This window comes from Sorangium sp. So ce590 (genome assembly GCF_051521365.1).
Classification (GTDB): Bacteria; Myxococcota_A; Polyangia; order Polyangiales; family Polyangiaceae; genus Sorangium.
This window is the reverse complement of sequence record NZ_CP150346.1, coordinates 6683496-6708390: the sequence shown is the minus strand read 5'-3', so window position 1 is coordinate 6708390 and position 24895 is coordinate 6683496. Positions and strand designations below refer to the sequence as shown.

General features: G+C 70.9%; 15 protein-coding genes and 1 pseudogene. 11 read left to right on the top strand and 5 right to left on the bottom strand.

Annotated features, from left to right (window positions below):
- Positions 1-49: 49 nt before the first annotated feature.
- The 5 genes from WMF28_RS24955 to WMF28_RS24935 form a co-directional block, all read right to left on the bottom strand.
- Complete coding sequence (locus tag WMF28_RS24955; RefSeq protein WP_437595800.1) at positions 50-1141, bottom strand: hypothetical protein; 1092 nt, start codon at positions 1139-1141, stop codon at positions 50-52.
- 5 nt (positions 1142-1146) lie between these two features.
- Complete coding sequence (locus WMF28_RS24950) at positions 1147-1908, bottom strand: hypothetical protein (RefSeq protein ID WP_437595799.1); 762 nt, start codon at positions 1906-1908, stop codon at positions 1147-1149.
- Positions 1909-1921: 13 nt separating this feature from the next.
- Complete coding sequence (locus WMF28_RS24945; RefSeq protein ID WP_437595798.1) at positions 1922-4228, bottom strand: protein kinase domain-containing protein; 2307 nt, start codon at positions 4226-4228, stop codon at positions 1922-1924.
- Between the two features lie 1483 nt (positions 4229-5711).
- Entirely contained in the window at positions 5712-6083 is a 372-nt protein-coding gene (locus WMF28_RS24940) for a hypothetical protein (protein WP_437595796.1), read from the bottom strand.
- On the bottom strand, positions 6080-9895 hold the full coding sequence (locus tag WMF28_RS24935) for an RHS repeat-associated core domain-containing protein (RefSeq protein ID WP_437595795.1): 3816 nt from the start codon (positions 9893-9895) through the stop codon (positions 6080-6082). The genes WMF28_RS24940 and WMF28_RS24935 overlap by 4 nt, the downstream gene beginning before the upstream one ends.
- A 96-nt stretch (positions 9896-9991) precedes the next feature.
- Here WMF28_RS24935 and tssJ point away from each other — a divergent pair, with 96 nt between their 5' ends.
- The 11 genes and pseudogenes from tssJ to WMF28_RS24880 all read left to right on the top strand — a co-directional run bounded on the left by tssJ (position 9992) and on the right by WMF28_RS24880 (position 24891).
- On the top strand, positions 9992-10780 hold the full coding sequence (tssJ, locus tag WMF28_RS24930) for a type VI secretion system lipoprotein TssJ (protein WP_437595794.1): 789 nt from the start codon (positions 9992-9994) through the stop codon (positions 10778-10780).
- 160 nt (positions 10781-10940) lie between these two features.
- The gene (gene tssK, locus WMF28_RS24925) at positions 10941-12302 is read left to right on the top strand and encodes a type VI secretion system baseplate subunit TssK (RefSeq protein ID WP_437595793.1); all 1362 of its coding nucleotides are present in this window, start codon (positions 10941-10943) and stop codon (positions 12300-12302) included.
- 34 nt (positions 12303-12336) lie between these two features.
- The gene (locus WMF28_RS24920) at positions 12337-13014 is read left to right on the top strand and encodes a DotU family type IV/VI secretion system protein (RefSeq protein ID WP_437595792.1); all 678 of its coding nucleotides are present in this window, start codon (positions 12337-12339) and stop codon (positions 13012-13014) included.
- A 42-nt stretch (positions 13015-13056) separates the two neighbouring features.
- Complete coding sequence (tssM, locus tag WMF28_RS24915; protein ID WP_437595791.1) at positions 13057-16767, top strand: type VI secretion system membrane subunit TssM; 3711 nt, start codon at positions 13057-13059, stop codon at positions 16765-16767.
- Positions 16768-16902: 135 nt separating this feature from the next.
- A complete protein-coding gene (gene tagF / locus WMF28_RS24910) occupies positions 16903-17898 on the top strand; it encodes a type VI secretion system-associated protein TagF (protein WP_437595790.1) in 996 nt (331 codons plus the stop codon).
- A 134-nt stretch (positions 17899-18032) separates the two neighbouring features.
- Entirely contained in the window at positions 18033-19706 is a 1674-nt protein-coding gene (gene tssA, locus WMF28_RS24905; protein ID WP_437595788.1) for a type VI secretion system protein TssA, read from the top strand.
- Between the two features lie 162 nt (positions 19707-19868).
- On the top strand, positions 19869-20360 hold the full coding sequence (gene tssB / locus WMF28_RS24900) for a type VI secretion system contractile sheath small subunit (protein ID WP_437476489.1): 492 nt from the start codon (positions 19869-19871) through the stop codon (positions 20358-20360).
- Between the two features lie 3 nt (positions 20361-20363).
- Entirely contained in the window at positions 20364-21848 is a 1485-nt protein-coding gene (gene tssC, locus WMF28_RS24895) for a type VI secretion system contractile sheath large subunit (protein WP_437595787.1), read from the top strand.
- A 130-nt stretch (positions 21849-21978) separates the two neighbouring features.
- The gene (locus WMF28_RS24890) at positions 21979-22569 is read left to right on the top strand and encodes a TIGR00730 family Rossman fold protein (protein WP_437595786.1); all 591 of its coding nucleotides are present in this window, start codon (positions 21979-21981) and stop codon (positions 22567-22569) included.
- Between the two features lie 67 nt (positions 22570-22636).
- A pseudogene (locus WMF28_RS24885) lies at positions 22637-22819 on the top strand (UDP-galactopyranose mutase); the annotation flags it as partial.
- 131 nt (positions 22820-22950) lie between these two features.
- Complete coding sequence (locus WMF28_RS24880) at positions 22951-24891, top strand: glycoside hydrolase family 2 protein (protein ID WP_437595785.1); 1941 nt, start codon at positions 22951-22953, stop codon at positions 24889-24891.
- Positions 24892-24895: the final 4 nt, after the last annotated feature.

Below are 24895 nucleotides of genomic sequence, written 5' to 3'. Positions count from 1 at the left end.
CTCTTCCTTTGGCCATGCCGAGTCGTCTCTCGCTCCGCCGCGTGCTCACTCAAAACGCACCTCCAATCGTGAGCCCAGCGCTCTGCGCTGTGACCGCCGGGGCGATGTGCACGCCGCGTGAAGCTTCTGCCCGCGGCGTCCCGACCGGCCACAGCACGGATGCGATCGCCGCGCCGCCCAGCGCGGCGCTCGCGGTCACGAAGCTGGCGACCGCGAGGTTCCTCGTCGTCCGCTCGGCGAATTTCGCGTCGGTGAGCGCGTCGCAGCGCGCCCTGAACGCCGGATCGTTGCACGCGTTGATGCCGCCGTCCTTCGCGATCGAATGGCGCGCGTCGTTCGCGTCTTCGCTCTTACTGCTCGACACGATCGCCAGCACCACGCCCGCCGCGATCGCCGCGCCCCCGAGCGCGAGGCCGCCGATCACCACGCCGTCGCGCACCCGCGTGTCCGGCGGCGGCGGCGCGACCGGCGCGACCGGCGGCGGTGCCGCCTGGGGCGGTGCCGCCGCCCGCGGCGCCCGCGGCTGCAGCGCGATGGTCCGCTGCGTCCCCGGGTCGAACCGCGTCGAGTGCTTCTCCACGGGGCCCGAGGCCGACCGCCCCTCGAGCGTGTGCTCGCCCGGCACCAGGTACAGCGGCGTCGAGAGCGGCGCCTGCCCCACGATCTTGCCGTCGAGGACCACCGTCGTGCCGGGCTCGGCTTCGATCTGGACCACCGCGATCTTCGCCAGCGCGTTGTCGAGCAGGGCGCGGTGCTCCTGGCTCAGCGGGGCCGTCTTGCCGTCGGGGGTCGGCCGCATCAGGAACGCCAGGTGTTCGGCGGCGTCCCTGTAGCGCCCGACCTTGATCTCGCAGGCCGCCAGGTTGCCCGCGATCTGCCGGTGCGGCCGGAGGCTCCACGCCGCGAGGAACCACGCGTGGCACTGGTCGTACTTCCCCTGCATCCACGCCTCCTCGCCCTTCGCGAACAGGTCGCGCGCCGCCCGCGACATGGCGTCGACTTGCGGCGGCGCCGGCGAGGTGGCCTGCGGCGGCGCGGGCGAAGGGGCCTGCGGCGGCGCGGGCGGGGCGGCGCTCCCTGCTGCGGGCGACAGCACGAGGGCGGCGAGGAGCGGGGCGGCGATCGATCGATGGGTCTTCATGGGCGTTAGAACTCCGGCTTATTTCCGAAGGGAAGAGGGGCGTGCACGGGCGCGGTCGCCGCCGGGGCGGGCGCGGTCGACGCGGCGGAGCGCGGCGCCGGAGCGCGCCGCGCGTTCGGCAGCGCCGGAGGCGCGCCGCCGCGCGGTGTTGCGGTCGGCGCGCTCGCGGGGGCACGTGCCGATGCCGGCGCGCTCGCGGCGGTGGCCGGGGCCGAGGCCGGGGCGCTCGGGGCGGCGGGGGCCAGGGGCGGCGCGCTCGGGGCGGCAGAGGCCGAGATCGAAGCGCTCGGGGCGGCAGGGGCCGATGCCGGCGCGCTCGCGGCGGTGGAAGGGGCCGATGCCGGAGCGGCGTGGCGGACCGCGCTCGCGGCGCCCGGGAGCGCCCCTGCGGGCAGCGCTCCAGAGAGCGCCGGCGAGGCGGCCGCGCCCTCCTTCAGGCCGCTCCGCCTCCCGAGCGCGAAGGCGAGCGTCGTCGGGATCAGCACGGCGAGCGCGGCCCATACCACGTACCCGATCCACTTGCGCGCGGAGGGACGCTCCGGGGCAGCGACGGCGGCGGCGCTCCCCGGCGGCCGAGCCGCGGACCCCGCCGCGGGCTTGGTCCCGGCCGGGGGACGCGCGTCGCGCGACGCCTCCGGCTGTGCCAGCGCCTCCCGGAGGCGCGGGTTCTCGAGCGCGCGACGCATGTTCTCGTCCGACGCGTCCTGATCCGCGACGCGGCGCAACGTCTCGTCGTTGGGCAGGTACTTCTTGACGTCTTGGCTCATGCGGGGACCTCGATCAGAACGGGCGTGAAGGAGCCTTGCGTGCAGAGGGCGCCGGGACCGCGCGCCGCCGGTCAGGCGCTGGCATGCCATAGAAGTCGTCGTCCTCGTCCGAGAAGATCGGCTTGTCCCATGGCGAACCGGACGTCTCCGTCGCTCGCGGCTTCGGCGCCGCTGCGGCGGGACGCGGCGTCTGCGCCGCCACAGCCGAGCGCGTGCTGGCTGCCGAGGCGGGGTCCGGCACCCCGGCGAGTACAGGCACCGCGGCCGACGGCGGCGCGGGCTCCTCCGGCGAGCCCGGCTCCGGGATCGGTGCCGCCGAAGCGCTCGCGCTGACCGCCGCCGAAGCGCTCGCGCCGGCCGCCGCCGAAGCGCTCGCGCTGACCGCCGCCGGGGCGCTCGCGCCGGCCGCCGAGAGGTCCGCGCTCGCGGCCGCGCCCGGCGGGTCCGCTGTCTCTCTCTCCGCCGGCAGGGGACCGAGCACAGCGGTCTCCGGCGTCGCGGCGTCGCGAGACGACCACCAGGCGAGCACGATCGCCGTCGCGAGCCCCGACGTCAGCAACGACGCGACGGAGACGGCCAGCCACTGCCACGCCCTCATGCGCCGGCCGGCGGGCCGTGGACCGAGCCCCACCGGGCGCAGCGCCGTGCCTCGCGGCAGGCCGATCCCTACCGCTCGCGGCCCCGCGTCCGGCGGCGGGCCGAACCCGATCGGCGGCGTCGACGCGCTCGACGGCACGGCGAGCTCGGCCGGTCGCATCGACGCGGCCGGCGGCGGGTCGAGCCCGGCCGGTCGCGACGCACTCGAACCCGCCGGGGCCGCGAGCGAAGGCGGCCCGCTCGCTCGCGCGCCCGCGTAGCCCCCCAGCGGCGCTGTCGCCGGCCCGGCCTGTGTCGCGGGCCCTGCCGCGCTCGCGGGAACCCCGTTGTGGCCGGCGAGCGGCGCCGTCGCGGGAGGCACGGCCACCGGCAGCATCCTTTGCGTGATGACCTGCCGCGGGTTCAGCGGAGACCGGGCCGCGGGGAGCCCCGCCGCGCCCTCGGACGGCAGCGGCGCCCCAGCGGCCGTTGTCGCCGCCGGCCCTGGCCCACCCGGCGCGCCGTGCATCCGCATCGTCCAGCCGCGGCCCCGGAGCACGGGCGGGGCGGCGCCCGTGGGCTGGAACGGCAGCGCCGCCTCCGGCGGCCGGAACGCGCCGTCGAGCGGCGCCGTCACGAGCTGCGGCCCGGGCGGCGCTTCGTCCGACCCCGGCCACGCGGCGCGCCCGCTGCCGCTCTCCGGACCGTCGCCTGCGCCCGCGCCCAGCTCCGCCATGCTCGCCCGGCCGCCCCGGGGCAGCGGCGCGATCGGCGCGTCGCGCCGGTGCTGCGGCGCGAGCGAGAAGCGCGCCTCTTCGTAGGGATGCTCCTCCCGCCGGCGGCGGACCTCCCGCCCCAGCGCGCGCTGCACCTCCGCCGCCCGGGGTCGCTCGCGCGGGATCTTGGAGAGCATCCTCTCGACGAGGTCGCTGATCTCGCGGGCATCGAACCCCGGCACGGCCTCCACGAGCGGCCTCGGGACGGCGTGGACCTGGTGGAGCATCACCTCGCCCCGGGTCGGCATCTCGCGCGACGACGCCGCGAACGTGTGCCTGCCGGCGATCAGCTCGTACAGGATCATGCCGATGGCATAGACGTCGGACGCCTTGGTGGCGCCGTCCCCGAGCGCCTGCTCGGGCGCCATGTAGTGCACCGTCCCGATGTTCGCGAACGGATCGGTCGACGTGGGCCCCTCCGGGTGCCGCCGGATCCGCTTGGCGATGCCGAAGTCGACGACCTTGACCTGCCCGGCGCGCGTGACGAGGGCGTTCTCGGGCTTGAGATCGCGGTGCACGATGCCCGCGCGGTGGGCCACGCGGACGGCGTCCGCGATCTGCGCGGTGATCGAGAGCGCGCTCGGGACGTCCAGCGCCCCGAGGCGCCGGATCAGCTCCCGGAGCGAGATCCCGTCGATGAGCTCCATCACGATGTACATCACGCCGCCGCGCGTGATCCCGGCGTCGTAGACCTTGACGATGTTCGGGTGGTCGAGCTCCGCCAGGACCCGAGCCTCCTTGCGCTGGCCCTGCGCGAAGCTGCCGCCCTGCATGTACTTCCGCCGCACGACCTTGAGCGCGACGCGCCGCCTCAGGTAATCGTCCTCCGCGACGTAGACCTGCCCCATGCCGCCCTCGCCGAGGAGCTTCACGATGCGGTACTTCTCGCAGCGGTCGCCGGTCGCGTAGGCCCGGTCGCCGGAAGGCGGCGGCGGTGCTTCCGAGGGGGTCCCCTCCGCTCGGCTCATGGCAGCCCGCCTTCTAGGCAGCGCGCTCGTTGCGGGTCAATGGAGCGCGGCGCGCGACGTGCCCTCGGTCCCCTCGGGTCCAGTTCTGGTTGGATGTTCAGCGCAGTGGGCACGGATCTCTCGCCGGGCGACGTGTGCAGCAGCCCCTGTGAGATCAATCGGTCCCAGGGAGCGGATCGGCTCAAGAAAATGAACCGGCGCCGGTCGAAAGGCCGGCGGGGCGCGGGGGAGAGGGGACGGCGGGCGCGGGGGAGGGGACCGCGGGCGACAGGGGAGGGGACGGCGCGGGGCGGAGAGCGCGCCGCGAAGGCGGCTGCCCGGCGCCCCGCGCGCGCTTCGCGCCGGCGGCGCGGCGCCCGCGCCCTCCTGCGCGGCCCCGGCGCGCCTCCTGAGCAGCGCCGCCGCCTCTCCTGCGCAGTCCCGGCGCCCTCCTGCGCGGCCCCGGCGCGCCTCCTGAGCAGCGCCGCCGTCCCTCCTGCGCAGCCACGGCACCCTCCTGCGCGGCCCCGGCGCCCTCCTGCGCGGCCCCGGCGCGCCTCCTGAGCAGCGCCGCCGCCTCGCCTGCGCAGCCCCGGCGCCCTCCTGCGCGGCCCCGGCACACTCCTGCGCGGCCCCGGCGCGCCTCCTGAGCAGCGCCGCCGCCTCGCCTGCGCAGCCCCGGCGCCCTCCTGCGCGGCCCCGGCACACTCCTGCGCGGCCCCGGCGCGCCTCCTGAGCAGCGCCGCCGCCTCTCCTGCGCAGCCCCGGCACCCTCCTGTGCGGCCCCGGCACCCTCCTGAGCAGCGCCGACGCCTCGCCTGCGCAGCTCCGGCGCCCTCCTGCGCGGCCCCAGCGCCCTCCTGCGCGGCCCAGGCGCCTCTTCTGAGCAGCGCCGGCACCCCTCCTGCGCAGCCCCGGCACCCCTCCTGCGCGCCCCGGCACCCCTCCTGAGCAGCGCCGGCACCCCTCCTGAGCAGCGCCGGCACCCCTCCTGAGCAGCGCCGGTACCCCTCCTGCGCAGCCCCAGCGCCCTCCTGTGCACCCATGTTGGTGTCCTATGTTACCATTGGTCGACGCCTGCGCAGACTCGGTGTCCTCCTGCGCAAGCCTCGGCGGCCTCCCGCGCACCCTCTTCGGGTTGCTGCATGCGCGAGACGACTCCGCCTACGCGTGCACCGTCCCGGGAAGCGGACGGCAGGGCGGGTAGACGGCGTGCGCGACGGCCTCGCGCGCGGCTGAGGTACTTCTGCTCGGCCTGCGTCTCGAGCAGCGCCTCGGGGGTGACGTCCGGTAGGTTGAGCGCGCCCGCGTCCTCCTCGAGCAGCGCCGCCACGTCGTCCAGGATGCCGGTGTAGCCGCGCAGCGCCTTGCGCAGCCGCGCGATCTGCTCCGGATCGAGGCGCGGCGAGAGTCGCGCGCGCTCGGGTCGTGGACCGTCGTCAGGCCGAGCAAAGGCCCGAGATCCGCCGGAGCGATGGGATCGAGCTTCTGGACGACCGTTCGCTCACCACTTGGGGCGCCACTTGCGAAGCGGCGGGTTGAGCCTATGGGCTTGAGCCAGTTGTTCTTCAATCCACGCGACAATCTCGTCCAGGTTCCTCGTTGACCGCGTAGTCACAGGGTTTTTCCAGTCTTCTCCCACAATCAGCTCGGCGCGGTACTGCCCTGCGGCCTGCATCGCTGGGTACCAACCAAGATCCAGCGTCGCTTGCTCGTGCGCGTGGGCGATCACCAGAAGATCCTCCTCAAAGTACTCCCATCGAGGATCGTCGTCGGTGAGGGACGCCGGATCGATCTCGTGAAGTCCATTGGTGCGAACGCACCAGCCCGAAGGAATGCGCAGCGAGCGGAGAGGTCCAGGGGGTGTCGAATTCATGGTTTGGCCTTTGGAATCTTTTTGCGTACTTCGCTCAAGGGTCTCGGATGGCCATGGATCTCGCGGCCGGCGTACTCCGCTCGGAGCCAGCGGGTCGGTTCACCATCGGCATAGCCAATGGGCTCGTCGAATCGGTGCAGTGTATGGAAGTTCGGGTCGTGGATTGGGTTGCCTCGAGTAATCGTGCCCCGCCGGAGCGCTTCGCGAGTCAGCGCGTCGGCATCAACGGACGGGTCGAACTGCGCCGGCCCTCCGCCCTCACTCATCTGGGCGGCTTCCGTGCAGCTCCTCGCTTTCTTGTGCTTCGGGTATGTCGCTACTTTCGCTGTGTACGCCGCCCTTCGTTTGGCTTTGCGTGTGTAATAACCACTGTGAGAAATTCGATCGTGATCTGCGGAAATTAGTCCTAGTGCATCAATCCAACCGAAGGGATTTGGAGCATACGTCCAGTAGTTTGTCCCGCCATCGAGCCCAATTGGATCGCTGCTGATGAACCTCCCCGCCTCCGGATCGTAGTACCTGAACCTGTTGTAGCAAAGCCCCGTCTCCGGGTCCTCGTACTGTCCCTGGAACCTGATCGCCGTCGTGGTCCTCGGCCCCGGCGCCGTTTCCGTGCGCCCCCACGCCTCGCGCCGGAGCTCGCACGCCACCTCGCCGCGCTCGTCGACGAGCCGCTCCGGCGTCCCGATGGGGTCGTTCACATAGTGGAACCACCCGCCGTCATCGCAATGGGCGACCGGCGCGAACCCATCATCCTCGAAGCAGTAGGTCTTGACCTGCACCACCGGCTCGCCGTTCGCCTGCATCCGCCGGGAGATCTCGTGGACGAGCACGTCGCCATCCCACACGAACCGCGTCACCGTGTGCGGCCTGAAGGCCTGCAGGAACGACGCCGGCGCCTCGCCCACACGCTTCTCCACGCGCCGGCCGAAGGGGTCGTACCGAAACTCGATCCGCTCGCCCTCCGGTGTGGTCACGCTCTCCAGGAGCCCCGCGAGGTTCCACGTGTACTTCCAGGCTCGCCGCGCGCCGGTGGCCGGGTCCTCCACCCACTTCTCCGCGAGCCGCCCCTCGGCATTCCACCGGTAATGCGTGTTCCCCTTGCGGACGAGCCGGTTTCCGTGCCCGTACTCCCGCGGCGCCGCATCCGGCCCGCCCTCATAGCTATTGCCTGCCGGATCAACCCGGAACACCTCGGCCCGGGCCTGCTCCGGCACCCTGGCGAGCAGCTGGCCCACAGGGTCGTACTGATACGAAGTCCACCCTCGCCGCTGGTCCCAGGAGGCGCTCAGCTCGCCCACAGGATCATAGCGATACGCCATGTCCACGGTGACGTTCTCCGGCCGCGGCCCGACCCACGCGGGCTCGCCGGGCCCCACGCGCACCTCGCGCGGCAGGCCCACCGCGCGCCGCCGCTCGATCCGGCCCAGCAGGTCATAGGAGCTCTCGACGCGCCCGCCGCCCGGCAGTGCGCGCGCCACCTCGCGCCCCAGCAGATCGCTCGCGTGCTCGACGACGACGTGCCCGTCGAGCACCGTCCGCCGCCGCGCGCCGAACAGCCCGCGCTCGATCGCCTCGGTGTGCCTCAGCGACGTCTTGCGCAGGACACGCTCGCCCTCCCGGTCATAGGCGCTCTCGACCCGATGCTCCACGCCGTCGACGATCTGGCTCTCCCGCACCACGCGTCCAGTTGCGTCGCGGTCGAGCCGGATCTCGCCCCCCGGCCACGTCGCGCTGACCCAATCGCCGAGCTCGTCGTACTCGAAGAGCTCGGCCGTATCATCCCAGTACTCCCGCTGGATCACCCTGCCGCTGAGGTCGTACGCGAGGCGCACCTGGTCCCGCTCGCCGTGCGACCGCCGTGTCAGGTCGCCCGCTGCGTCGTAGTTGTAACGGAACGTCCGACCGTCGAAGGTGACCTCCTCGCGCACCTTGCCGCTGCCGTCGCGCTTGAGCGTGTACACCTCGCCCGTCTCGTTGCGCACCTCGATGAGCTCGCCTTCCGGGTTGTAGCCGAGGCGGACCTCGTGGCCGTTCGCGTCGCGGCGCAGGCAGAGCTTGTGATAGCCGCCCCAGAGGAAGGTGGTGACGCCGCCGTTCGCGTCGACGATCTCGATCAGGTGATGCTCGCCGTCGTAGGCGTAGCGCGTCGTCGCGCCGGTCGGGTCGATGACCTCGCGCAGATCGCCTCGCGCCGACCAGCGGTAGCGCGTCTCCGCGCCGAACGGGTCGATCACCGCGATGCGCCGGCCGAGCCCATCGTGCCGGAAGCGCCACGTGGCGCCGCTGGCCAACGTCACCTCGGTGCAGTCGCCGTGCGCGTCGTAGGAGAACGCCGTTCGCTCGCCGTTCGGCGAGATCTCCTCGATGACGAGCCCGCGCGCGTCATATCGCCGAGAGGTCGCCGCGCCCGTGGGGTCGACGTACACCGTGACGTTCCCACGCGCGTCGCGCTCGAACCGGTGCACGCCGCCTTTCGCGTCGACGATCTCGACCGGCAGGTCGTTGGCGTCGCGCTCGATCGACGTGACATGCCCGAGCGGGTCGGTGTATCGCACGACGCTCCCCCGAGCATTGCGTTCAAACAGCTCGGTCCCGTTGCGCTCGTTGTTGCGCGAGGTCATCCAGCCGTCCTCGCGGTACGTCGCCGTCACGACGGCGCCACCGATCACCTGCTTGTCGAGCGTGCCGTGCTCGTTGCCGTGGAACCGCTGCGTCTGGCTGAAGTCGGCCACCTCGGTGAAGCCGATGTCCCAGTAGTTGACCTTGCAGTGATGGATCCCCTTCCACCGGGTCTCTTCGTCGTGAAGAACCTTCGGCGGCTCGCCGGCCAGGCTCGGATCCACCTCGCCGGGGTAGTCGCCCCATGCCTCGATGCCGCGGCGCTGGCCGTCGAAGACGAAGTGCCACGTCAGCCCTTTGCGGTCAGTGTCCTCGACAAGGAGGTGGCGTTCTTCATAGGCATACCGCCACGCGTGGCCGTCCGCGTCCGTCGCGGCCACGAGGTCGCCGCGGCCGTCGCACGTCAGCGCGCCGAGCGCGAGCCACTCGCCACGCTCCCGATCGAGCTGCACCTCGATCGTCGTGACCCGCTGCTCGCCCGAGGTACTGTCGCGGAGCCGTATCCGCCGCCCCCCGCTGTCCGTCACCTCGACCAGCCGGCCATCCTTCTCGTCATAGGCCAGCGCGATCCGGTTGCCGTTGCGGTCCTCCACGGCCGTGAGCCGCGCGCGTCGTCCGCCGTCCTGCAAGCACGAGAAACGCCGCTTCACCCCGTCGCCGGTATCGACGACCCACCCCTCCGCCTCGCGGCACAGCGAATAGCCCCACTTGCCGAGCACCTCCGCGCCCTCGGCGGGCTTCGGGAGCTCCACCGCCGTGCCCAGCCCCGTCCACACCCGGACCCGATGGCTCCGCACCTCGAGCTCCCAGCCCAGGCTGTGGCCCCAGCCGTAGCCCAGCCCCGCATCGCGGTCCGCCATCGCGGCGCTGTACGATCGCTCCCAGACGAGCGGCAGCGGGCCGGGCAGGGCGCAGATCGTGATCGCGTGCGTGAACACCCGGCCGGTGACGACATCGATCGGGTGCGAGACCGTGCCGCACTCCGGATACCTGTTCGGATCCGGCGCCGCCTTGCTCCCGCCGCCCGCGCTGCTGCCGCCGCTCCCGCCGCCGGCCCCATGCCCACCGGCGCCGCCCCCGCCGCCCGGGCCACCGCTGCCGCCGCCCCCGCCGCCTCCTCCCAGGATGAAGACGCCGGGATTCATGCCGGGGATCGCGGGGACGTTGGGGGCGGGCGCGGTGCGGGCCATGACACCACCGGTACCCGCGCCCTCACAGCGCTGCAATCCGCCACGCTCGCCCCGAAAGTTGCACGTCCGCCGCGACTCCGCCTACAACGGTGGGGCATGGTCGCGCTAGAAATGGTCCGCCAAGCTTCGACGGCGGCCGGGGATCCGCGCTCGCCTCCCCCATCCGGGGAGCGAACGGCGTGTCCGGCCGGCTGCCGCCGGAAGCCCCCGTCTCCCCCCGGACCGCGCGCGGTCCGCGTCGCCGCGGCTTTCGCCGCCGCGACCTTCGCCGCCTTCCTCGGCGTCGCCCTGCCGGCCGCGCTCTCGGGCTGCACGTCCGCCGCGCCGCCGCCCGCGGCCCCCGAGCCGTGCGACGTGCAGATCGTGACGCTGTCGATCTACGCGTCCGACAACATCAACCCCAACGAGAACGGGAACCCGAGGCCCGTCGTGGTGCGGCTCTACCAGCTGAAGAGCAGCGCGCGCATGGAGAACGCGACGTACGATCAGATCCTGCTCCGGGACAAGGAGACGCTCGAGGACGACCTCGCCAAGGTCGACGAGGTCGAGGTCTTCCCGAACGACCTCGTCGAGGTGAAGTTCGAGCGCCTGCCGGACGCGAGCCACCTCGTCGGCGCCGCCCTGTTCCACAGCCCGAAGGGCAGCAGCTGGAAGACGTTCTACGAGTTCCCGCTCCCGCCCGGAGAGGCCCAGTGCGGCGGGCGCGAGACCGACGCGGGGCCGCCCGTGGCCGACCCGCGGGTCGCGTTCTTCATCGACTCGACAAAGATCGACAACGGGGTCGAGTTCGACGAGTCGATGTTCCCCAACGCGAGCGCCGTCCGCCGGCTCAGCCTGCCGAAGAAGGTGGCCGCGCCGGAGGCGCCAGCCGCTCGGGGGAAGTAGCGGTCATGGCGCGCCCCGATCGTCCTCGATGCTGTGCTCGCGCGGTCGCAGGACACGCGCGCGGCGCGAAAGCTGGACGCGCGCGGCGTCATGGCTCCGCGCGCGCGTCCAGCTTTCGCGCCGCGCTGCGCAGCACATCTGGTAGAAGTGGACGGGCGACATGATCCACCCGCGTAAGCCTGTCTGGACCGAGGGGCTCTTCATGACCCCTCAGCATCTGCAGCAGTCGGACCAGTACCACGAGACGCTGCTCCACGCGCGCCTCCACGCGGTCGTGGGCTACGACTGGGGCATCTCGTCCGCGCAGTTCGATGAGCGCGCGCTCTCCTCCGGGCAGTTCAAGGTGGTCAAATGCCACGGCATCTTCCCCGACGGGACGCCGTTCTTCATCGGCGATCGCGGCGAGGACCAGGTCGAGGCGCGGCCGCTCGAGGGCGCCTTCCCGGCCGCGCTGGAGGCGCTCGACGTCCACCTCGGCATCCCGAACCTGCGCGAGACCGCCGCGAACATCAGCCTCGACCCGGCCAAGGCGGGGCCCGCCCAGCGCTTCGTGGCGGCCCAGACGACGGTGCCGGACGTGAACTCCGGGCGCAACGACACGTCGGTCACCTGGGCGCGCACCAACCTGCGGCTCATCTTCGGCACCGAGCCGCGCGACGCCTACCAGACCGTGCGCGTCGCGCAGCTCGTCCGCGACCGCTCCGGCGCCATCGTCCTGCGGAAGAGCTTCATCCCGTCGGTCCTCCGCATCAACACGTCCGACCACATGATGTCCGGCCTCCGGCGGGTGCTCTCGGCCCTGGTCGGCAAGCAGAAGTCGCTCGTCGAGGGGCGGCGCATGCGCACCGCGGCCTCGGTCGACTTCCAGGCCTCCGACCTCACGAAGTTCTGGCTGCTCCACACCGTGAACTCGTACATCCCGGTCGTGTCGCACCTCGTCGATCACGGCGGCGCGCACCCGGAGCAGTGCTTCGTCGTCCTCGGCTCGCTCATCGGCGAGCTCTGCACCTTCTCGGCGGCCGACAGCGACCCGACGACGCTCCCGAAGTTCAACTACCTCGAGCTGGAGGGCGTCTTCGACCCGATGTTCGACCGGGCGGTCACGCTCATCAGCGGGATCGCCACGGATCAGTTCGTCATCGTGCCGCTGGAGAAGCGCGAGGACGGCATGTACCTCGGCAGGTTCGAGGACCCGAAGCTGCCGCGCAGCCACGAGATGTTCCTCGAGGCGAAGGGGGCGGACGAGGGTACGCTGCGCGAGCGGCTCCCGCGCCTGCTCAAGATCGGCTCGTGGACGCAGATCGGGCACATCTTGCACTCCGCGACGCCCGGCGTGGCCGTCGCCATCGAGTACCGGCCGCCGGGCGCCATCCCGGTCAGGCCGGGGCTCGTCTACCTCCGCGTCAACCAGACCGGCGATTACTGGAACGACATCCTCGGCTCTGGCACGATCGCCATCTACCAGCCGATCGAACCGCAGAAGGTCGACCTCCGGTTGATCGCGGTCCCGGCGGCGAAGTGACCGTGCCAGGCCGTCCCTTCGGGGTGAGGAGCCCATGAGCCTCTCGCAGACGATGTACTTTGTTTGCTCCGACGTGCTGTCGCTGATCCTGCAGCTCAGGAACTCGCGCGACCTTCCGGCGCCGGACATCCTCCAGCGGCGCGTCCTCGGCCTGTTCGACACGATGATGCAGAACGGGCGGGAGGCCCGCATCCCCGAGCAGGACATGATCGACGCGAAGTTCGCGCTCGCGGCCTTCGCCGACGAGGTGATCTTCAGCTCGAACTGGCCCGGCAGGACGCAGTGGCTCCAGAACCCGCTGCAGTTCCAGTTCTTCCAGCTGAACACGGCCGGCGACGGGTTCTTCACGAACCTCGACAACCTCTACGGCCAGCGCGGCAGGAACCACGTCGCGCAAATCTACTTCCTGTGCTTGGCCCTCGGCTTCCAGGGGAAATACCGTATCCGGCAGCAGGAGGGCCTCGGCGCGGTCATCGAGGGCGTAGGCAACCACGTCGCCGTCGCCGAGGGGGGCGGGGACGTCCTCGCGCCGAACGCGGAGCGCAAGGACGGGGGCGCCGGCGCGGTGCGCCGCGAGCTGCCCTTTCTGGCGATCGCGCTCGGCCTGCTCGTGCTGGCCGTCCTCGTGGTCATCGTGCTCCGGCTCGTCGTGGCCTCGGACGCGGAGGGCGTGGCCGACCAGATCAAGAAGCTGATCAGTACAGGGACCTAGGCGGCTCCGCCCGTTCTCTGCTGTTTCCGAGGGAGACTTCCGATGTGGCTGTGGATCCTGAGCGCCCTGTTCCTCACCGCCGTGTGGGGAGTGTGGTTCATGCTGCGCCCCGCGGCAGGGGAGGGGGCCGAGGCGTTGCCGATCGAGATCCCGATCGCGGCGACGGTGGCCGTCCTCGCGCTGCTCGTGGGGCTCGCGGTCTACCGGCGCATCCGGGCCGCGCGGGCGGCGCGGGCGCTCGAGAAGGCGATCGCGCAGCAGGCGCAGGAGCAGGTGATCAACGCGAAGCCGGAGCGGCGCGCGGAGATCCAGGAGCTGAGCCGGCAGATGCAGGAGGGCATCGCCGCGCTCAAGACCTCGAAGCTCGGCGGGGGCAAGCGGGGCGCCGACGCGCTCTACGTCCTGCCCTGGTACGTGATGGTCGGCCCGCCCGGCGCCGGCAAGACCACCGCGCTCCGGCACTCGGGGCTCGTGTTCCCGTACATCGACCCCGAGCGCACCGGCGTGCGCGGCGTCGGCGGCACGAGGAACTGCGAGTGGTGGTTCACGAACGAGGCGATCCTCCTCGACACCGCCGGCCGGTACACGACCGAGAGCGACGACCACGACGAGTGGATGGCGTTCCTCGAGCTCCTGCTCCAGTACCGCGAGCACAAGCCGCTGAACGGGATCATCGTCGCGGTGAGCATGAGCGAGCTGCTCGACGCGAGCGACGACCAGATCGACCAGACCGGCAAGAAGATCCGCGCGCGCATCGACGAGATGCAGCAGACGCTGCACATGATCCTGCCGGTCTACGTGCTCTTCACGAAGACCGACCTTGTGGCGGGCTTCACCGAGTACTTCGGCGACCTGAAGAAGAGCGAGCGCGCCCAGCCCTGGGGCGCCACCGTGCGGCTCGACGAGAACAAGTCCGAGCCCGGGAAGATCTTCGATCGCGAGTTCGACGTGCTCGTCGAGCGGCTCCACTCGCGCCTGACGAAGCGGCTCATCGGCGAGCGGAACCGCGACGTGAAGGAGAAGAGCTACCAGTTCCCGCTCGAGTTCGCGGCGGTGAAGCGCAACCTGGCGGACTTCATCGGGGCGGCGTTCGCGCCCGGGGCCGGCGCGGCGCCGGCGCCGATCCTGCGCGGGTTCTACTTCACGAGCGGCGTCCAGGAGGGGCGGCCGCTCGACCGCGTCGTCGGGGCGATGGGGCGGGCGTTCGGGCTGCGCACGGCGCTCGGCGAGGACGAGGAGGAGGCCGCGCTCCCGAAGGAGTCGAAGAGCTTCTTCCTGCACGACGTCTTCACCGGCGTCGTCTTCCCCGATCAGGATCTCGCGGCGCGCACCGAGGCCGAGCTGCGGCGGCGCCGTTTGCAGCGGATCCTCGTGGCGGCGGCGGCGGCGCTCGTCGCCCTCCTGTTCCTGCTCCCGGCGCTGATCTCGTACCTCAACAACAAGGCGCTCGTCGCCGAGACGAGGCGCATCTCGGACGAGATCGCGTTCGTGGACTGGTCCGGGCGGAGCGGCACGCCGCCGAACGTGCCCGCGAACATCGACAAGCTCGACCGGCTGCAGGGGCACGTGGGGCTGCTCGATCGGTACGTCGAGAACACGCCCCTCGACCACGGCTGGTTCATGTTCCAGGGGGACAAGCTCTTTCCCCCGACGATGGGGCAGTACATCAAGAGCCTGAAGCAGGGGTTCGTGGGCCCGGCGAAGGCGCAGCTCGAGGCGAAGCTCGAGCGGGTGCGCGACGGGGATTTCCTCGACGGCTACAACGCCCTGCGGAGCTACCTCCTGCTCGGCAAGGACTACCAGGACCACATGGATGAGCAGGCGGCGAGGTGGCAGACCGGCCGGCTCGTCCAGGTCTGGGCCGACATCCTGAAGCCCCTCACCGATCTGCCCGAGAGCGACCTCAAGGAGCGGCTCACGCCGCACGTCGCCTATTACATCGACCTCGTGAAGCGCAAGAAGCTCGAGGCCGAGGAGCTGAACGAGCCCCTCATCGCCAGGGCGCGCGCCGACCTGCTCCGGGTCGACCCGACGAAGCGCTACTACGACCAGTTCGTGACGCGGCTGATCGACCAGAAGTACGACGAGTCGGGGCCGAACACGCCGGAGAACCTGAAGTACCCGCCGGTGTCCCTGAACGAGATGTTCGCGGACCGGCCCGAGGTGCTGACCGTCATCCACAGCGCCCAGAAGAACCGGGCCGGGACCTGGTTCGAGGTGCAGGGGCCCTACACGGCCAAGGGGCACGCGCAGGTGATCGAGTCGCTCAAGGAGGGGAGGAAGGAGCTCGAGCGCGAGCTCTGGGTGCTCCCCCTGTCGAGCGACGAGAAGCGGACGGGCGACCAGATCCAGAAGGAGCTCGACCGCGTCCGGCAGGACTACGACAACGCGTACATCTCGCAGTGGGAGGCGTTCTTCCGCGACATCCAGGTCGACATCCCGAGGACGAACCGTGAAGCGATCCACGAGTTCCGGGTCCTCTCCACGCCCGACTGGCCCTACCGGCGGCTGCTCCAGCGCCTGTCGAACGAGACGCAGTTCAAGGAAGAGAAGCCGAGCGCGCTGACCGCGGACGGCGGGCTGATCGACCAGGCCAAGAACATCATCCAGCAGAAGGTCGACCAGCGGACGGGCGCGCGGCTCGACCAGATCCTCCCGGGGAGCAACCGGCGCGAGCACTACGATCCGGTGCCCGACAAGTTCGAGTCGATGGCGAGCTTCGGCGTGCCTCCGCCCGCGCCCGAAGGGCAGCCTCCGCCCGCGCCCAAGCTCAACCCGTACATCGGCCACCTCGAGCGGCTCGCAGGCGAGATGAGCGTCGTCGAGGACGGGCCGCCGGACACGGACACCTCGCGGGCCACCGAGGCGTTCCAGGACGCGGTGAAGGAGACCCAGGGGCTCCTGCTCTCGATGGACCAGACCGGGCAGCGGCTGATGGAGCCGCTCCTCATGAATCCACTGCGGCAGGCGTACAAGGCGGTCGTGCGGCGCGCCGGCGGCGCGGCGAGCGGGATCTGGGAGGTCGAGGTCTGGCCGCACTACCGCGACAAGATCAAGGACCGCTACCCGTTCAACCTCGCCTCCTCACGCGACGCCTCGCTCGAGGACGCGATGGCCTTCTTCAAGCCGAAGGAGGGGGTGCTCTGGGGCTTTTACGAGACGTACCTCAAGGGCTTCCACTACCAGGTCGGGCACGAGTACTTCCCGAAGTCGCACCTGTCGGGGCAGCCGCAGGCAGCGAAGCCGTTCACGCCGTTCAACGCGAACCTGTACAACTGCCTGAGGCGCTCGGACGAGATCTCCGACGCGCTGTTCGGGAGCAGCGGGGGCGCGGAGCCCAAGGTCGTCTTCCACATCAACATGAAGACGGTCAGCCCCATCGTGAGCGAGGTGGTCTTCGAGGTCGACGGCCAGAAGAGGCTCTATCGCAACGAGAAGGAGTTCTGGCACACCTTCAACTGGCCAGGGGAAGGCGCGAAGGGCGCGCGGATCCAGGTGCGCGGGGCAGGCGGGCTCGACGAGGAGCTCGTGCGCGAAGGGCCGTGGGGGATCTTCCGGCTGTTCGAGGCCGGGACCACGACCGCACAGAGAGACAACGACGCGCTCTTCACGGTGACCTGGCAGATGACCGCTCCGCCAGTGACCGTCACCATGGAGATCCGGCCGACCCGAGGGAACCATCCGTTCCCGATGAGCTTCTTCAGGGCGACCAACTGCCCGGCCAGCATCGGTGATCGCTTCGGGAAAGGGTGAGCCGAGCAGCGACGGCGTGAGCGGGGGGGGACGGGGGATCGCCGGGGTTGAGCCTCGATCCGTCGTCCTGGACCCGCCCGCTCCCGCCGCGATCGGGGAACAACCGGGAAGGTTGTAGCGCTCGGTGAGCGGTTCGTGGTTCACTCCGAGGCCGTCATGTTCTGGCGCCGCAAGAAGGGCTCTGCCGCTCCGCCGCAGATCGGCTGCTTCGGCAAGCTGCCCGCCACGGGCGATTTCATCCGGCTGAACGCTGGTGGAGAAGAGCTCGCCGCCTTCGACCGATGGCTGGGCGCGTCCATCGATTTCGCCCGGCGCGCCATGAGCCCCCATTTCGAGGCGTACTACCAGCCAGCGCTGGGCCTCTTCGTCTTCCACGGCGACCCGAAGGGCGACGAGCCGCCCACCCGCGGGCTCGTGGGCGCCTGGGCCGCCAGCGGCGACAACGCCGGCCGGCTCTACCCGATCGTCGTGTTCGGCTCGTACGACTACGACCAGCTCGTCTCCGCCGGGCCGTCGCTCCCCATCGCCCTGTTCCCGCTCCTCGCCGCCGCCCACGACGCCGCGACGAACGGCCGGACGCTGCCCGTCGACGCCTTCCTCCACCGCGTCTCCCAGATCGCTCCGCCGTCGCTCGACGACCCGGACGCGTCGAACGCCGCCTACCGCGCATGGCTGAAAACCCAGCCGATGAAGGCGCTCTGGGATGCCGGCTTCGGCACCGACGCAAGCCGGTTCTGGGTGATGCAGAACATCCTCGACTCGGTGACGCCGTTCCGCGGCCAGGAGCTCCCCAGGACAGGGCTCGCGCTCAGGTTGCCGCTCGGCGCCGGTGACGCCTACGCCGCCGCCGTGTGGATGGACATGACCCTCCGCCTGTCGAAATGGGGACGCACGCTGATGAACGCGTTCTGGACGCCCCAGCGCACCTTGCTCCTCCACCTCGGCCCCCCCCACACGGGGTCGTTCCGCGAGATGATCGCGCCCACCACCCAGGCCGAGCACATCGCCGACCTCTGCGGACCCCCGCCAGTCGAAGAGCACGTTTCCCGACATGCGCTCGGGCCGGAGCTCGACGCCCTCGTCGCGCGGACCGACCTGTCGCTCGACAGCTTCCTGGAAGCCCTCGGGTGAGTCCGTTCCCGAGCACACGACACCCGACCCGCCCCACGCGCCGCCGCTCCGGTGGGTCGTCGTCGCCGTCGCCGTCCGATTCGCCGTCCGATTCGCCGTCCGCACCCGGGCCGTCTTGATATCCTGCGCGCCCCATGGCCGCTGAAGACGCCATCCAGCAATCCAGAGCGCGGATCGAGGCGCTGTTCGCCCCCATCGACGGCGGCGTCGGCGCCGACGTCACCTACGACGCGGCATTCGAGGCCCTCAAGAGCGAGGTCGACAAGCTCCAGTCGCTCGCGGGCGGCAAGGTCGACTGGGCCCGCATCGCGACCGGCGCCGACGAGATCCTGAGCGAGAAGTCCAAGGACTTCCGCGTCGCGCTCTACTACGCGGCGGCGAAGGCGCAGCTCGACAAGCTCCCCGGCCTGCTCGACGGGCTCGTGCTCGTGCAGGAGCTGGACAGCGCGTTCTGGGACGCGATGTACCCCGCGATCCGGCGGCCCAAGGCGCGCGGCAACCTGTGCGCCTGGTTCGGCGACATCGCGGCAGCAGCGCTCACAGGCCACACGCCCTCCGCCGCGGAGCGCGACGTGGTGAACGCCCTCGACCGAGTGAGCCGCGCCGTGGACGCCGACCTCAGCACCAGGCTCGGCGACGCCTACGGCGGGTTCGGCCCGCTCCCGAACGCGATCCGCAGCCTCGTCGCAAGCCTCCCCGCAGAGGCGCCGCCGCCGCCACCGCCGCCGCCGCCGCCGCCGCCGCCGCCGCCGAAAGCCGCCGAGGCGGTCCAGGCGCCGGCGGCCACCGCGGTTGTCGTCGCCCCGCCGCCGGCTCCGCCGCCGGTCGTCGGCACGGCCGACCCGGCGCTCAGCCTCGAGGCGATCGTCGACGAGGACTCCGCGCTCACCGTCCTCGGCCGCTGCGCGCCGCTCATCGCGCGCGCGGGCGACGCGCTCCGGTCGGCGGATCCGAAGCGCGCGGCCGCGTACCGCATCCTCCGCGTCGGGCTCTGGGTCGACCTCCTCGACGATCCGGGGGCCGCGTCCAAGACCGGCACCACGGCGATCCCGCCGCCGCCCGAGCACGTGCTGCGGACGCTCCCGGCGCTGATGAGCCAGGGGGCGTTCGCCGACCTCCTGCCGATCGCCGACGAGTACGCGCAGAACTACCCGCTCTGGCTCGATCCGCATCGGTTCGCGGCGAACGCGCTCGAGCAGCTCGGCGACGACCACGCCGAGGCCCGGCGGGCCGTGCTCGTCGAGGTGGGCGCCCTGATGCTCCGCGCGCCGCTCCTGCCGACCCTCAAGTTCAACGACGGCACGCCGTTCGCGGACGCCGAGACGCAGACCTGGCTCTCGACCGAGGTGGCAGCCGCCCTCGGCGGCTCGGGAGGCAACGGCGCCGGGGCCGCAGCGAGGCCGCGGAGCTACCTCGACAAGCCGCTCTCCGACGCGCGCGGGCTCGTCGCGAACGAGCAGCCCGTCGACGCGATGGTGCTCCTCGAGAAGGCTGCGGCCACCGCGCCGTCGGCGCTGGACCGCTTCCGCGTGAGGCTCGCGATGGCGCAGATCAACATCGATCTGTCCCAGTTCCTCGTGGCGCGCGCGCAGCTCGAGGCGCTGGAGCAGATCGTCGACCACCACCGACTCACCACCTGGCAGCCGGATCTCTGCGCGGAGCTCTACGCCGCGCTCCACACATGCTACCGAGCCCTGAACCAGGGCTACGACGCCACCCCCGAGGCCAAGGCGAAGGAGGCGCTCTGCTTCGAGCGCGTCTGCCAGCTCGACGCTGCGCTCGCCCTGAAGCTCTCGCTGGGGGCCTGAAGTGGGGCCTCCGTGGGGGCCTCCGTGGGGGCCCGAGCAGACGCCCGATAGAAGGCGGATGCGCGTGGCGCCGAGAAGCTTGCCCGACAGGCGGGGATTTTGGTCTATGCTCGTGCGGCCTGCGGGCCCTCCGCCCGCTGCCGACGGGGAAAGGAGCCTGCGATGAAAGAGGGATCGGTCGCGCCGAAGGAGCGCGTGAACATCACGTACAAGCCGGCCACGGGGAACGCGAAGGAGGATGTCGAGCTGCCGCTGAAGCTCCTGATGCTCGGCGACTACACGCAGCGGGCGGATCCGCGGCCCCTCGAGGACCGCAAGCCCATCAACGTGGACAAGGACAACTTCCAGAAGGTCATGAGCGAGCAGAAGCTCGCGCTCGCCTTCAACGTGAAGGACGTCCTCTCCGAGCAGGAGAACAGCGAGCTCACGGTCAACCTGAAGTTCCGCCGGCTGAGCGACATGGAGCCCGAGGCGATCGCGAACCAGGTGCCGGAGCTCAAGAAGCTGCTCGACCTGCGCGCCGCGCTGACGGCCCTCAAGGGGCCTCTCGGCAACGAGAAGGCGTTCCGCAACAAGATTCAGCAGATCCTGAGCGACCCGGCTCAGCGCAACAAGATCGTGAGCGAGCTCGGGCTCGAGAAGGAAGGGGAGTGAGCGATGGCGACGGAGACACAGGTCGCGGGGAGCGCAGGCGTCCAGACCCTCGAGGGAGGGTCCCTGCTCGACGAGATCCTCGCCGAGACGAAGATGACGCCCGGCGACGAGGGGTATGAGATCGCCAAGCGGGGCGTGCAGGCCTTCATCTCGGAGCTCGTCGCCCCGCGGCGCGAGGGCGAGAAGGTCGACAAGGCCTTCGTCGACGCGCTGATCGCGGAGATCGACGTCAAGCTCTCGCGGCAGATCGACGAGATCCTCCACCACCCCAGCTTCCAGAAGCTCGAGTCCGCCTGGCGCGGCCTCAAGTTCGTCATCGACCGCTGCGACTTCCGCGAGAACGTCAAGGTCGAGGTGCTCAACTGCTCCAAGGAGGACCTCCTCGCCGATTTCGAGGACGCCCCCGAGGTGCCGAAGAGCGGCCTGTACAAGCTCGTCTACTCGGCGGAGTTCGGCCAGTTCGGCGGCAAGCCGGTCGGCGCGATCATCGCGAACTACGAGTTCGGCCCGGGTCCGCAGGACATCGCGCTCCTGCAGAAGTGCGCCGCGGTCGCGACGATGTCGCACGCGCCCTTCATCGCGGCGGCGGGGCCGCAGTTCTTCGGCCTCAAGGACTTCATGGGGCTGCCCAACCTGAAGGACCTGAAGGCGCTCTTCGAGGGGCCGCAGTACACGAAGTGGAACGCGTTCCGCGAGACCGAGGACGCGCGCTACGTCGGGCTCGTGATGCCGCGCTTCCTGCTCCGCCTGCCCTTCGGCGCCAACACCGTCCCGGTGAAGGCGTTCAACTACGAAGAGGACGTGGTCGGCCAGCACGACGCGTACTGCTGGGGCAACGCGACGTTCGCCTTCGCGACCCGGCTCGCCGACAGCTTCGCCAAGTACCGCTGGTGTCCGAACATCATCGGCCCGCAGGCGGGCGGCTCGGTCGATAACCTGCCGCTCCACCAGTACGAGGCGATGGGCGAGATCCAGACCAAGATCCCGACCGAGATCCTGCTCACCGAGCGGCGCGAGTTCGAGCTGTCCGAGGAGGGCTTCATCGGGCTCACGTTCCGCAAGGACTCGGACAACGCCTGCTTCTTCTCGGCCAACTCGGCGCAGAAGCCCAAGTTCTACGGGCAGAGCGACGAGGGCAGGGCGGCCGAGATGAACTACCGGCTCGGGACGCAGCTGCCGTACATGTTCATCATGTGCCGCATCGCGCACTACCTGAAGGTGCTGCAGCGCGAGCAGATCGGGACGTGGAAGGAGCGCGCCGATCTCGAGAAGGAGCTGAACGACTGGATCGGCCAGTACGTCGCCGATCAGGACGTCGTCTCCGCGGCGACCCGCGGGCGCAGGCCGCTCCGCAAGGCGAAGATCATCGTGACCGAGGTGCCGGGCAACGCCGGCTGGTACAAGGTCGACATGCAGGTGCGCCCGCACTTCAAGTACATGGGCGCGTTCTTCACGCTGAGCCTCGTCGGCAAGCTCGACAAGGAGTGAGCGGCAGGCCACGGCACCGCGCGGCGCGCGCGGTGCCAGGCCGCGCTCACGCCGCCCGGGCGACAGCGCGGCGCGCCAGCCCCCCGGAGCGCCGCTGGTACGGGCCCGCCCACCGGCGTAGGCTCGCGCGATGAGGAAACTCTCAAGGATCTGCGTGTATTGCGGGTCGAGCCCCGGCGCGTCGCCGGCCTACCGCGCGGCGGCCGTGCGGGTCGGGGAGCTCCTTGCCGCGCGCGGGATCGGGCTCGTGTACGGGGGCGGCCGCGTGGGGCTGATGGGAGCGGTCGCCGACGCGGTGCTCGCGCGCGGCGGCGAGGTGATCGGCGTCATCCCCCACTTCCTCAACCAGCGCGAGATCGAGCACCGGGGCTTGACGGAGCTCCACGTGGTCGAGACGATGCACGAGCGCAAGGCGAAGATGGCCGCGCTCTCCGACGCCTTCGTCGCCCTGCCAGGGGGCATCGGGACGCTGGAGGAGCTGTTCGAGGCGTGGACCTGGACGCAGCTCGGCTCTCAGGAGAAGCCGGTCGGGCTGCTCGACGTCGAGGGGTACTACCGCCCGCTGATCGCTTTTCTGGATCACATGGTGGCCGAGCAGTTCCTCAAGCCGGGCCACCGCGCGATGCTCCAGGTCGAAGGCGACGCAGCGGCCCTCCTGGCGTTGCTCGCCGCCTGGCGCCCGAGCGCCGAGTACAAGTGGATGACGCCTGGCGAAAGATAGGCAGTTGCATCCTTCGTGAAGGGCCAGCAGGAAACGCCCGAGCTCGGCGCATCTCAAGGAGACACGCGTCCTCATGAACACCGACTATCGTGACATCATGAACGCGGTGAACTTCAGGGAGATGATCTGTACCGGACCGGTGGACGCGTTCTTCGGCCTCCGCTACGGGAAGCTCCCCTGCCGCTCGATCGAGTTCAAGCTCGAGAAGCATGATGAGGAAGTCTTCCAGCCGAGCGCGGTCATCAGCTAACCGAACGAGCACGCCTGCGCCCGCGTCACGGAGCTCGAGCACCCCACGGGACAGCAGCACCCGGAGACGAGCGTCGTGTACGAGCTCCCGCAAGCCGAGGCGACGGTGACCGTCGCTGCCTGAACAGACCCATGCCTCGACAGCACCTCGCACAGATCGGTATCCCAGGTTCAGCGCCGCCGACCGACAGCGACGGCGGCGCCCGCGGCGCCCGCGGTTACCCGCGCCCTCTGCTCCGGCGAGAAGACTGGAGCTCGCTGGACGGGGCGTGGGAGTTCGCCCTCGATCCCCGGGCGGAGTGGTGCTCCCCGGCCGACGTGCGCTTCGACAGGACGATCGAGGTGCCGTTCGCCCCGGAGACGCCGCGGAGCGGGATCGGCGAGACCGGCTTCTACAAGGCCTGCTGGTATCGACGGCGGGTCAAGGTGCCGCAGCTCGGCGCGTCCGAGCGGCTCATCCTGCACTTCGGCGCCGTCGACTATCTGGCCAGGGTGTGGATCGACGGCAGCTTCGCCGGCGAGCACGAGGGCGGTTACACGCCGTTCGAGATCGACATCACCGAGCAGGTGAAGGGGCGCGAGGGCGTCACGATCGTGGTGCAGGCCCACGACGATCCGAACGACCTCGCGAAGCCGCGCGGCAAGCAGGACTGGAAGCTCGAGCCTCACTCCATCTGGTACCCGCGGACGACGGGGATCTGGCAGACCGTGTGGCTCGAGCGCGCGCCGCGCATGCACATCGAGTACCTCCGGTGGACCCCGAACCTCGAGCGCTGGGAGATCGCTGTCGAGGTCCGCGTGGCCAACGCGCCGGTGGAGGGCGCCCGCGTCGGGGTGCGGCTGCGCGTCGGCGACGTGACGATCGCGAACGACCAGTACACGGTCGTGGCCGGGGAGGCCCACCGGCGCATCACGCTCTCCGACCCCGGCATCGACGACTTCCGGAACGAGCTCCTCTGGTGCCCCGAGCGCCCGACGCTGATCGACGCCGACATCGTCCTCTACGATCAGGCCGGGATGACGATCGACCGCGTGAAGAGCTACACGGCGCTGCGCTCGGTCGCCGTCCGCGGCGACCGCTTCCTCCTGAACGGGCGGGCGTACGTCCTCCGGATGGTGCTCGATCAGGGCTACTGGGACGGGACCGGGATCACCGCGCCCGACGACGAGGCGCTGCGCCGCGACGTCGAGCTCACGAAGCAGATGGGCTTCAACGGCGCCCGGAAGCACCAGAAGATCGAGGATCCGCGGTACCTCTACTGGGCAGACAAGCTCGGCCTGCTCGTCTGGGAGGAGATGCCGAGCGCCTACCGGCACACGCGCAAGTCGATCGAGCGGCTCGCGCGGCAGTGGCTGGAGGCGATACGGCGGGACATCAGCCACCCGTGCATCGTCGCGTGGGTGCCGTTCAACGAGTCGTGGGGCGTCCCGAACCTGCCGGACAACCCCAACGAGCGGCACTACGTGCAGGCGCTCTATCACCTCACGAGGTCGATGGACTACACGCGTCCGGTCGTCGGCAACGACGGGTGGGAGAGCGTGGCGACCGACATCATCGGGATCCACGACTACGACCCTTCGCCCGAGCGCATCGCCCGCCGCTACTTCGCGCATGACGTCGTGCCCAAGCTGCTGAAGCGGGAGAGGCCCGGGGGCCGCGCCCTCGTGCTCGACCCATCGGTCAGCCACGAGACGGCGATCATGCTGTCGGAGTTCGGCGGGATCGCGGTCGTGCCCGGCAACGGGGACAGCGGCACATGGGGGTACTCGGCGTGCAGGACCCCGGAGGAGTTCGCCGAGCGCTATACGAAGCTCATGCGGGTGATCAACTCGCTCGAGCTCCTCGCCGGCTTCTGTTACACGCAGTTCGCCGATACGTACCAGGAGGCGAACGGCCTCCTTTACGCCGACCGCACGCCGAAGTTCCCGCTGCACGAGATGGCGGCCGCGACGCAGGGGATGCCGTTCGTCGGCCCGAACGAGACGGCCTCGGCGCTGAGCGACGGGGGGCTCTCGGACATGCCCGCGCTGGCGGACATGCCCGGGCTCGCGGACATGGGTGCGCCGCGATGACGGC

Bases quoted from the DNA above. Each gene is read 5' to 3' on its own strand.
- WMF28_RS24955 (WP_437595800.1), bottom strand. From the start codon at position 1,141: ATGAAGACCCATCGATCGATCGCCGCCCCGCTCCTCGCCGCCCTCGTG.
- WMF28_RS24950 (WP_437595799.1), bottom strand. From the start codon at position 1,908: ATGAGCCAAGACGTCAAGAAGTACCTGCCCAACGACGAGACGTTGCGC.
- WMF28_RS24945 (WP_437595798.1), bottom strand. From the start codon at position 4,228: ATGAGCCGAGCGGAGGGGACCCCCTCGGAAGCACCGCCGCCGCCTTCC.
- WMF28_RS24940 (WP_437595796.1), bottom strand. From the start codon at position 6,083: ATGAATTCGACACCCCCTGGACCTCTCCGCTCGCTGCGCATTCCTTCG.
- WMF28_RS24935 (WP_437595795.1), bottom strand. From the start codon at position 9,895: ATGGCCCGCACCGCGCCCGCCCCCAACGTCCCCGCGATCCCCGGCATG.
- tssJ (WP_437595794.1), top strand. From the start codon at position 9,992: ATGGTCGCGCTAGAAATGGTCCGCCAAGCTTCGACGGCGGCCGGGGAT.
- tssK (WP_437595793.1), top strand. From the start codon at position 10,941: ATGATCCACCCGCGTAAGCCTGTCTGGACCGAGGGGCTCTTCATGACC.
- WMF28_RS24920 (WP_437595792.1), top strand. From the start codon at position 12,337: ATGAGCCTCTCGCAGACGATGTACTTTGTTTGCTCCGACGTGCTGTCG.
- tssM (WP_437595791.1), top strand. From the start codon at position 13,057: ATGTGGCTGTGGATCCTGAGCGCCCTGTTCCTCACCGCCGTGTGGGGA.
- tssA (WP_437595788.1), top strand. From the start codon at position 18,033: ATGGCCGCTGAAGACGCCATCCAGCAATCCAGAGCGCGGATCGAGGCG.
- tssB (WP_437476489.1), top strand. From the start codon at position 19,869: ATGAAAGAGGGATCGGTCGCGCCGAAGGAGCGCGTGAACATCACGTAC.
- tssC (WP_437595787.1), top strand. From the start codon at position 20,364: ATGGCGACGGAGACACAGGTCGCGGGGAGCGCAGGCGTCCAGACCCTC.
- WMF28_RS24890 (WP_437595786.1), top strand. From the start codon at position 21,979: ATGAGGAAACTCTCAAGGATCTGCGTGTATTGCGGGTCGAGCCCCGGC.
- WMF28_RS24880 (WP_437595785.1), top strand. From the start codon at position 22,951: ATGCCTCGACAGCACCTCGCACAGATCGGTATCCCAGGTTCAGCGCCG.